Source organism: Methanomethylovorans sp. (genome assembly GCF_050177135.1).
Taxonomy (GTDB): domain Archaea; phylum Halobacteriota; class Methanosarcinia; order Methanosarcinales; family Methanosarcinaceae; genus Methanomethylovorans.
Map to the genome: position 1 here is coordinate 18935 of NZ_JBFXHJ010000007.1, position 8961 is coordinate 27895.

13 protein-coding genes are annotated in these 8961 nt (G+C 42.6%); 7 read left to right on the top strand and 6 right to left on the bottom strand.

Annotated elements, in window-relative coordinates; genetic code table 11:
• The 4 genes from AB7U21_RS01325 to AB7U21_RS01340 form a co-directional block, all read left to right on the top strand.
• A partial coding sequence (locus tag AB7U21_RS01325; protein ID WP_428386561.1) for a Vms1/Ankzf1 family peptidyl-tRNA hydrolase occupies nt 1-729 on the top strand: 729 nt, incomplete at its 5' end.
• Nucleotides 730-787: 58 nt separating this feature from the next.
• The gene (locus AB7U21_RS01330) at nt 788-1336 is read left to right on the top strand and encodes a DUF7109 family protein (RefSeq protein WP_333786907.1); all 549 of its coding nucleotides are present in this window, start codon (nt 788-790) and stop codon (nt 1334-1336) included.
• 16 nt (nt 1337-1352) lie between these two features.
• The gene (locus tag AB7U21_RS01335; RefSeq protein WP_333786908.1) at nt 1353-2123 is read left to right on the top strand and encodes a 23S rRNA (uridine(2552)-2'-O)-methyltransferase; all 771 of its coding nucleotides are present in this window, start codon (nt 1353-1355) and stop codon (nt 2121-2123) included.
• A 2-nt stretch (nt 2124-2125) separates the two neighbouring features.
• Complete coding sequence (locus tag AB7U21_RS01340) at nt 2126-2260, top strand: hypothetical protein (RefSeq protein WP_333786909.1); 135 nt, start codon at nt 2126-2128, stop codon at nt 2258-2260.
• A gap of 9 nt (nt 2261-2269) precedes the next feature.
• Here AB7U21_RS01340 and AB7U21_RS01345 read toward each other — a convergent pair whose 3' ends face one another.
• On the bottom strand, nt 2270-2569 hold the full coding sequence (locus AB7U21_RS01345) for a DUF211 domain-containing protein (RefSeq protein ID WP_292350745.1): 300 nt from the start codon (nt 2567-2569) through the stop codon (nt 2270-2272).
• A 132-nt stretch (nt 2570-2701) separates the two neighbouring features.
• On the opposite strand from AB7U21_RS01345, the gene AB7U21_RS01350 reads away from it, so the two are divergent.
• From AB7U21_RS01350 to AB7U21_RS01360, 3 genes are all read left to right on the top strand, one after another.
• The gene (locus AB7U21_RS01350; RefSeq protein WP_428386564.1) at nt 2702-3352 is read left to right on the top strand and encodes a histidinol phosphate phosphatase domain-containing protein; all 651 of its coding nucleotides are present in this window, start codon (nt 2702-2704) and stop codon (nt 3350-3352) included.
• A complete protein-coding gene (locus AB7U21_RS01355; protein WP_428386566.1) occupies nt 3349-3990 on the top strand; it encodes a cyclase family protein in 642 nt (213 codons plus the stop codon). The genes AB7U21_RS01350 and AB7U21_RS01355 overlap by 4 nt, the downstream gene beginning before the upstream one ends.
• 191 nt (nt 3991-4181) lie before the next feature.
• Nucleotides 4182-5060 (top strand): archaellin/type IV pilin N-terminal domain-containing protein, encoded by an 879-nt coding sequence (locus tag AB7U21_RS01360; RefSeq protein WP_428386568.1) that lies wholly within the window; start codon nt 4182-4184, stop codon nt 5058-5060.
• A 39-nt stretch (nt 5061-5099) separates the two neighbouring features.
• Here AB7U21_RS01360 and AB7U21_RS01365 read toward each other — a convergent pair whose 3' ends face one another.
• The 5 genes from AB7U21_RS01365 to AB7U21_RS01385 form a co-directional block, all read right to left on the bottom strand.
• Nucleotides 5100-5693: a hypothetical protein gene (locus tag AB7U21_RS01365; RefSeq protein WP_428386570.1), complete on the bottom strand. Its 594-nt coding sequence runs from the start codon at nt 5691-5693 to the stop codon at nt 5100-5102.
• 6 nt (nt 5694-5699) lie between these two features.
• Nucleotides 5700-6254, bottom strand: a complete 555-nt coding sequence (locus AB7U21_RS01370) for an XTP/dITP diphosphatase (RefSeq protein ID WP_333786914.1) — start codon at nt 6252-6254, stop codon at nt 5700-5702.
• The gene (locus tag AB7U21_RS01375; RefSeq protein WP_333786915.1) at nt 6247-6819 is read right to left on the bottom strand and encodes a Kae1-associated kinase Bud32; all 573 of its coding nucleotides are present in this window, start codon (nt 6817-6819) and stop codon (nt 6247-6249) included. The genes AB7U21_RS01370 and AB7U21_RS01375 overlap by 8 nt, the downstream gene beginning before the upstream one ends.
• Nucleotides 6820-7836, bottom strand: coding sequence for a bifunctional N(6)-L-threonylcarbamoyladenine synthase/serine/threonine protein kinase (locus tag AB7U21_RS01380; protein WP_428386572.1), 1017 nt, complete (start codon nt 7834-7836; stop codon nt 6820-6822).
• A 34-nt stretch (nt 7837-7870) separates the two neighbouring features.
• Nucleotides 7871-8961 (bottom strand): PGF-pre-PGF domain-containing protein (locus tag AB7U21_RS01385; RefSeq protein WP_428386574.1); only part of this gene is annotated, 1091 nt, incomplete at its 5' end.

The following is an 8961-nucleotide window of genomic DNA, read 5'->3' on the forward strand; positions in this document are numbered from 1 at the left end:
ATCCCCATATACTTGAACCTGCATGAAACAAGACAAATACTTGCAATATTAGATTCTATGCATTCGGTAAAGCATACTTTTATCTCTATGTATCTTCCCTGGGACTATAAGACAGAAAATACGGACAAAGGCTTCTTACAGCATTTCAACGAAAATAGCATACAGACAATGGAAAAAATACGATCATCTACAGGCATGGTCATATTTCATGACACAGATGATCTGATATTTGAGATAATCCTGCCACCTTTTCCCATAACAAAACATCATTTTTCCGTCGATGAAAAATTCTATGTGGATGAGCTTAACAAGATCCTAGAACCGAAATCTGGTGTATTGATCGTTATAGCACATGCAGGTGAAAGCTTTGTAGGTTATACCGAAGATGGGGAACATCTGACCGCATCACAGATCATAAGAAGCAGTGTTAAAGCAAAACATACAAAAGGCGGTTTCAGTCAGAGAAGATTTGAGCGCCTGAGAGAAGAAGACATTGCCCATCATGTGGAAAAAGTGCGCATGAACATTGCTGAAATGCTTGATGATATAGGAAAAGAACCAGATCAGATATTGATAGGGGGAGATATACAACTTGCAAGAGCAGCTCTGGAAAATGCAGACCTCAAAAGAAGGATAACAGAAAATTCATTAGATATCCATATCAGTAAAAATGATCCCGGATCCATCCTTCTCAAGTCGCTTGCGTGTCGGAGATATAAGTTGTTATAGGTAACTTTATTACCCTCTTTCTTAGTTATTGTATATCTTTCCTTCAAGGCATGGTCTTATGATATCCGCTGCTGAGCTTACAGGTATAGTATATGTCTTGGGCGCCGCTACCTTTGAGGAAATATGTGCTGTGGAAAAAGAGATATCCGATCTGAGAGGTCCTACTCACGAAACCAGGTCGCTGAACGAACTTTGTACCGAAGCTGTGAAAGAGCATCTCCTTGAATCAGTTTCTGCAGAGGATGTGGCAGGAGTAGGAACTAATGATAATGCATATTTAATAACAGGACCCAACGCATTTCCGGAAATACCGCCTGAACTTAGCCAGGTAATTGATATTCTGAAGCTACCTGTGAGAAAAGTGGATATGGATACTATTTCAAAGAAATTGTTGAAGAGCTTTCAGAAAAAAGTACACGGTCTTAAGACCAAAATCGAGGCTGTTGAAGTTGACAGTGAAGAGATAAAAAAACTGGAATCGAAATATAGTGATCTGCTTAATCTATATTATGACTATGATTCATGGCTACCTGGAAGATTTGAGACTGTAGCCGATAATCTGATGGAAATAAGTAAAAAAATAGAACGTTTAAAACGATCAAACTAACAACAGGCAGGGTCTAATGGCAAGGGATAGAAGGGATACCTATTACTGGCGTGCAAAAGAAGAAGGCTATAGGTCAAGGGCCGCATTCAAGCTATTGCAGATAAATGAGAAGTTCAATGTGATCAAAGAAGGCGATACTGTTGTGGACCTGGGGGCAGCACCCGGTGGCTGGTCCGAGGTCGCGAAAAAGCTCTCAGGTGGAAGGGTAATAGGTGTTGATCTGCAGCGAATTTCACCAATAGAAGGCGTGGAGACCATAAAAGGCGATATTACTTCCGAGACTACTATAAAAAAGATCTTTGAGCTGGTCGGTGAGGAAGGAGTGGATGTGGTAATTTGTGATGCAGCTCCTAACCTTTCAGGAAACTGGAGCTATGACCATGCACGGTCCATAGACCTTTCAAAATCTGCACTGGGATGTGCGAAAAAGATCCTGAAGCCAGGTGGTCATTTTGTGGTCAAGGTCTTTCAGGGAGACATGTTCAAAGGTTTCCTTGAAGAAGCAAGAACTGATTTTGTTCAAACAAAGTCATTTTCTCCTGTAGCATCCCGATCTCAGAGTGCAGAGATATATGTAATAGCTAATAAATTCCTTAAAGTGCCCGTGAAGAAAGGTGAAGAACTTGATGTGGAAATCACCAGCACAGGATCAACAGGCGATGGAGTGTTCAGGATCCAGGACTTTGTCGTTTTTGTCAAAGGCGCACGCGAAGGAGATAAAGTAAGAATAAAGGTGAAGGACGTTAAACCTAATTTCGCTTTTGCTGATGTTATTGCAAGGTACTGATAATGTCCTCAGACCTTGCAAGCCATAGCCTACAGACCTGGAAAAAACAGGCAAATCCCCTGGAATATCAGGGTATCATGCAAAATACGGAAGCTGTCACTCTAAAGCTATATGGACTGGAACATTCAGGCGGTTAAGTGAGAGATCTACCGTTCCTGAAGGGTCTCTACTTCTTCTACTAGTTTGTGACCTGCCACGATCTCATCAATACTGTGTATCACTGCACCCAGGTTATCGATGGACTGTTTAATCTCTTCATAGTCCAGATCATCACCTTCGATGGTGATCTTGATGGTCTCTGTCTGCTGGTCAACTTCATACAAGCTGAGATTGACACCGGAAACACCCGGCAGGACACTTAGTTTTTTGGAAAACTCTACTATCGATGGGTGGTGCGGCTTTAAAACGTCCAGGACCATTCTGATGATTCCAGGCAATTGTTTCATCCTTCCTTAAAATATCCTTAAGATACAATTATTGTTATTCATTAGTTATAGTAACCTGCATATCAGCATTGATGATATAAATCTTTATTTCATATGGCATCCTTATTATAAGTAAGAAATAATGGTGACATTATGATCGACTTGCACACACATTCCTTATTCAGTGATGGAGAACTTATCCCAAGTGAACTTGTCAGAAGAGCGGTAATGCACGGGTACAGAGCTATTGCAATAACTGACCATGCAGACTTTACCAACGTGGAACATATCCTTAAAAATGTTAGCAAGGCAAAGTACCTTGAAGAAGTTATGGATATTAAAGTACTTGCCGGAGTAGAGATAACACATGTTCCTCCCACTAAGATAGCGAAGATGGTCCATCTTTCAAAAGAGCTTGGAGCGGAAATAGTAGTAGTGCATGGAGAAACAAGTGTGGAGCCTGTTGCACCCGGAACAAACAATGCTTCAGTGGAGCTATCAGATGTAGATATCCTTGCACACCCCGGTTTTATAACCATTGAAGAAGCCGAAAAAGCAGTTGATAACAATGTCCACCTTGAAATAACAGCAAGGAACGGTCATAATAGAACTAATGGCCATGTAGCCAGGATAGCTTTAGAAACTGGCGCAAAGTGCGTGGTGGATACTGATACACATAGTCCGGGAAATCTTATAACCAGGGATACAGCTCTGAAGGTCGCCATGGGAGCTGGGCTTACCCTTGAACAGGCAGAAAAGGTTCTCAACAATTCCCAGAAGATAGTGAATGAGAAATATCAATGATATTTGAAGGCAAAAGGGTCATAGACATAACCGTAGCTATAAGGCAAGGTATGCCTGTATATCCCGGAGACCCTGAGCCAGTTATCGAACAGATTTGCTCTATTGGAAAAGACGGTTTTACCCTTTCAACTATATTTATGGGAAGCCACACTGGTACTCATGTGGATGCTCCTTCCCACGTTCTGGAAAATGGTATTTCCATTGATATGCTGTGTCCGGGAAGCTTAATTGGACGCGCGATTCTGCTGGATGTGAGGTGTATGGGGAGCCACATCTGTGCCGGGCATCTGGATACAGCATGGAAAGCAATTGGTCCGGAAAACAAAATAGATGCATTATTGTTAAAAACAGGTGCCTCTTCAATTGAAGAAGCTGGTAATTTTTGTCTGAAAGAGGATATAGCCGCCTGGATGTCTAATAAAAAGATCAAGATATTGGGAGTTGATGCATTCTCCATCGAGAATGAAGTGGATCTCCCACTGCACAGATCGCTGCTTTCTCAGGGAGTGAATATTGTCGAGTGCCTTGACCTTGGAAAAGTGGAAGAAGGAATTTACACTTTTATCTGTCTACCATTGAAGATCATAGATTGTGATGCTGCACCAGCACGCGCTATCCTTATAGAGGATCAGTTATGAATGGTGCATTTAGATTTATATTAATAGATTAATTTAAATAGTACGTGCCCGTATAGATATATTTGCGAGCAAATTATTATAATAGAATTAATATACTATAAGCGCTAATAAAAAGTTGTCCATTACTTACTATCTTCATAGATCATAACTTAATTGAGGGAAATCGCACGAAAGCAAATAGGAAGCATTCAATGCACAAAGACGAAAGTGCACAGATGGGTATTGGTACACTCATCATATTCATATCAATGGTCCTTGTTGCTGCAGTAGCTTCTGCGCTTCTCATCAAGACATCAGGGGTATTACAGCAGAAAGCTTCGCAGACCGGCCAGGAAACTACAAAGGAAGTAGCCTCTAATCTACGTGTAGACCGGGTGGAAGGTGAACGTGCGACCTACGGAACAGTCACTGTTACCAGTAGCGGCCTTTCAAACACTAGTATTGAGATTCCCAGAGGAGGTATAGTGGAATGGATCTCAGAAAGTGAATCCTTCACTGTCAATGTTGAGAACATTACTGTGGATGTGGAGGAAGATTCATATTATGAACACAGATTCCTTACTGCGGGAACCTATTCTTTCACGATCTCAAACACCACTTCCGGTACCACCAGCGGAACAATTACAGTAGATAACGAACTGGACTATGGAGAGATCTCCAAGTTACATATCTCTGTATCCCTTGGTCCTGGTAGTGAGGATGTGGATCTTTCACAGCTCATTATATACCTGTCAGACGGAGCACATGTTGCAAATTTGAGATACGACACCAGCAACACAGGATCAGCCATCCACTTGCCGACAGAAGAATATATTTCGGTCAGCCCAATAAGAATACGAGATCAATCGACGTTCAAAGCAAATCAGCCAGTATTGCGTACCGGCGATATTATGGAGTTAGTGGTAGACATTCGTAAAGTGTTTTCTAAGGAAGATACCACATATGATGGCTTACCTACAAGAACAGAACTATCGCTACAAGTAAGACCTGAGGCGGGTGCACTTGTAATATTTGATTTCACAACACCTGGCGCATACTTTGATAACAGGTATGTCCTGTTGTATTACTAACCCTCTTCTTTACCTGAAGTCCCTGCGATATGTCAGGGACTATACAGGGAAATGTGATAAAGTATAAGTGCCATTGTTCCTGACAAGTTCAAAAACGTAGGCTCCTGATACAGGCTTTTCAATCACTATACCCATATCCATTTTAGTGGATGAATTAAATGTATCATCCGGGAACCATCGGCCAGCATCTGACCTGACACCCTGGCAGAAGTTGATCTGTTCAGCTTCTATTATCCATCTTTTCTTAACACTGCTGTCATATCTGTAAATGATGGTGTTGTTTTCTATGCTCCAGGCAGAGTTAGTTACATTGCCATCGTTGTCCGGATCCGGGTCCACACCAAATCCAATATAAGTGATCTCCTGTGGAAAATCAAGTTCAATGGAACACATACTACCCTCAGAACTGAAAGGCATGGAAAGATCACGTGTTTTACCGCGCTGAAGAGAAAGCAGTTCAAGAGATGCCTCAGATAATTGTTTCTCAACATCATAGCCTTGCTTTACTGGAACAATGGCGTTCCATGATATTGCTAGCAAAACAAGCACACACCCTGTGATCACAAGATACACCACCATTTTCAGGGGAATGGTGTCTATACCTTCGTTATCTCTGAAAAAGCTTCGCCCCAAAGTATGTCACCTTTGCTTAGGAAGCCATTCAAAGAACTTGTCCAGCGCCCTGCGCCTGTGAGAAAGCTTGTTCTTCTCTTCATCGGTCATCTCTGCAAAAGTCCTGCCATGATACTCGAATATTGGATCATACCCGAATCCACCGGTACCCCTTTCCTCAAAAGATATGTGCCCTTCAACTGTACCTGTGAATACGATGGCTTCTTTTCCAGGCTCACAGTAACCGATAACTGACTTAAAGACTGACTTGCGGTCGTCCTCATCTTCCATAAGTTTGAGCACTCTTTTGTTACCAATTTTGCTCTCCACGAAAGCAGAGTAAGGACCTGGAAAACCATTAAGTGCATTAATGAAAAGACCTGAATCATCCACCATTACAGGAATCTGCAGTTTTTCAGCCGCCCATTTTGCTCCGAAAGAAGCTATGGGTTCCAGCTCATCTTCCTGCAATTCAGGATAGCCGTCTGAATTTTGGATCAGCTCGATGTTCTTTGCTGCAAGTATGGATCTTGCTTCCCTGAATTTTCCATTGTTGCCGGTCACAAATACTATCTTACGCATAACGACCTCTTTTCTCGATCTCTTTCACACGTTCGATCACATCATCTGCACATACAAAACTTTCCCGATAACCCTGACAGAAGCTTGCTATCAATTTCTCGTGGTCACTGTGTGTACTCTCGAATGTCTGGAAAAGTACATGCACATCCACACCCTGTGCTTCGAGACTGCTGTCCATATAGGCCAGACCGAAATCTATGAGGTATATTCTGGCATTAGAAAATATCATGTTAGAAGTTGTCAGATCACCATGTATAATACCATTGGAGTGAAGACGACCCACAAGCTGGCCAACTTTGTTGCTCATTTCTTCATCCATGAGATATTTCAGGGGCTTGCCTTCAATGTACTGCATCTCTATTCGGAAATCCTGTATGTCATAGATCACAGGAGTAGGTACTCCACCTCTGCGGGCTTCGGAAATGAGCCTCGCCTCTGCACGGGTCCTTTCTTTACGTATACGCTCATCGATCTCCTGTAAGCGGTAACTTTTAGGAATCCGTTCTTTTATCACTATACCTTCATCGAGTGTAACGAGTGCTTCTGCTCCTCTGGCCAGGTACATTTACAGATCACCTTCCAGACACTTTTCATTGATCCACGTAACATCCACGGAATCTGGTCTGAAATTAGGGTTCACGTGGGAGTTCTCAACAGATATGACATTACCAGAACTCAACATCAATAAACCAAGATATGCTATCATTGCCCCATTATCGCCCATGAAACGTTTTTCTGGAACGTAGAAATAAGCACCTCTTTCTTCACACATTATTTTAAGCATCTCCCGAAGGCGCATATTAGCTCCTACACCTCCGGCAAGCAGTACTTCTTTCTTGCCGGTGTGGGCAAGTGCCCTTTCTGTTACTTCCACGACCATGGAAAAAGCTGTTTCCTGGAAAGAATAGCACACATCTTCAAGGCTGGCCTTTGCAAGAGCATCTGTGGCAGCTGTGGAAAGCCCTGAGAAAGATAGGTCCATACCCTTCACAACATAGGGCATTGGGATGTAATTTTTTGCTTTCCTTGCCAGTTCTTCGATCTTAGGACCGCCCGGATGAGTAAGCCCCGCATTCCTGGCAAACTTATCCAATGCATTTCCCAGACCAATATCCAGTGTCTCTCCGAACACACGGTATTTACCCATTTTATATGCCAGTACCTGGGAATTGGCACCACTTACATATAATGTCACCGGATCCCTGGCGGGAGTCTTCCACCGACCAACTTCTATGTGTGCAAGACAATGATTGACACCTATAAGAGGCACATCCAGACTCAAAGAAAGAGCACGTGCTGCAGTAGCTACAGTGCGCAGGCACGCACCAAGCCCAGGACCCTGAGAAAAGGCTATTCCGTCTATCATAGAGCTGGATATACCTTTTTTTCTTCCTTCATCAAGCAGTTTTCCTATTACATGTGAAGCAAATCTGGCATGATGCTGCGCAGCTTCCCTGGGGTGTATTCCCCCAACAGGAGGCACATATGTATGTGTAACCTCAGCGATAACATCTTTCTCATTGACAATAGCTGCGCTAAGGTTCCATGCAGTGCCCTCTATTCCAAGAACTGTTTCTTTCATTGGTATCTGGTAAAGGATGTAAAGCAGATTAATCTTACTCTTTCTTCAGGTATTCATACCCAACTGCAAGTATTCCCATCAATACAAAAACAATTATGAATGTCCATATCCTGGACTTTGCGGGCTGCTTTTTCTCCATACCTACATCACTGATATAATTGAATGGTGTATCAGTAACATTATCCACAGGGGAAGAGAGCAGACCCTGGGCAGTGATCGCAAATGGAGAAAAACCCGGGGTTTGGGCTTCAAATATGGAATAACCGGTAGTGTTACTTTCCAGGATAGTAGGCAGGATCTCCCATGCAGTTCCATTATATCTCTGCAATTTTATTTCATCAGCGCTTATTGCCATCTCTTCCATCCATGAATTGTTCACCCTGAACTCCACGCGTGCATCCCTTATATTATCGGATGTAGCAAAACCAGCCTTACCTACCCAGATGTTAATATATTTGTAAACCAACCCCTCCGGATCGATAAGTGAAAGCTTTGATCTGTTGTTCAGCACCTCTATAGTAGAGGTTATTTCTCCTGAGTTCTTAAGAGAATAAAAACGAACAGATTGGATAGCATTGCCCTCTCTTGTGAATTCATAGGTGACATTGCTATTTGTTCTCAGATACTCACTGTCAACATCTTTCACAGCAACGTTTGCAAAGTCCTCAACACTACCTGCGCCACCGCCTCCGCCCCCGCTGCTACTCTTACTGCTGCCTCCACTGCTTCCTCCTCCACCACTGCTGGAGGAAAATGTTGTGAGGCTAATACTTACTGCTTCGCCTTTTAGTCCATTTTGATTGAATGGGACCAGAGTATAGTTGTAAGTTGTGGAACTATTAAGGTTACTATGTACATATGTTGATCCGTTTACAATATCAAGGAGAGTACCATTCACGCTTATTTGTACCGTTGCAGTATCTTCAGAAGCATCCCACTCCAGTGTGATCGAAGTGGTCTTTATGCTCTTTCCGGCGACATTTGAGATCACAGGTAACTTCAATGTAGTTGCCGGATCAGTTACCTGTACAGTATTAATGTTTCCTGAAGTATCCACTGTTTCGATAGTTATAGTATGTTCCACTCCATTGCCAAGTCCTGTTGCATTGTAATAATTGTTGGGAG

Coding starts and splice junctions, on each gene's coding strand:
- AB7U21_RS01330 (WP_333786907.1), top strand. CDS start 788: ATGATATCCGCTGCTGAGCTTACAGGTATAGTATATGTCTTGGGCGCC.
- AB7U21_RS01335 (WP_333786908.1), top strand. CDS start 1,353: ATGGCAAGGGATAGAAGGGATACCTATTACTGGCGTGCAAAAGAAGAA.
- AB7U21_RS01340 (WP_333786909.1), top strand. CDS start 2,126: ATGTCCTCAGACCTTGCAAGCCATAGCCTACAGACCTGGAAAAAACAG.
- AB7U21_RS01345 (WP_292350745.1), bottom strand. CDS start 2,569: ATGAAACAATTGCCTGGAATCATCAGAATGGTCCTGGACGTTTTAAAG.
- AB7U21_RS01350 (WP_428386564.1), top strand. CDS start 2,702: ATGATCGACTTGCACACACATTCCTTATTCAGTGATGGAGAACTTATC.
- AB7U21_RS01355 (WP_428386566.1), top strand. CDS start 3,349: ATGATATTTGAAGGCAAAAGGGTCATAGACATAACCGTAGCTATAAGG.
- AB7U21_RS01360 (WP_428386568.1), top strand. CDS start 4,182: ATGCACAAAGACGAAAGTGCACAGATGGGTATTGGTACACTCATCATA.
- AB7U21_RS01370 (WP_333786914.1), bottom strand. CDS start 6,254: ATGCGTAAGATAGTATTTGTGACCGGCAACAATGGAAAATTCAGGGAA.
- AB7U21_RS01375 (WP_333786915.1), bottom strand. CDS start 6,819: ATGTACCTGGCCAGAGGAGCAGAAGCACTCGTTACACTCGATGAAGGT.
- AB7U21_RS01380 (WP_428386572.1), bottom strand. CDS start 7,836: ATGAAAGAAACAGTTCTTGGAATAGAGGGCACTGCATGGAACCTTAGC.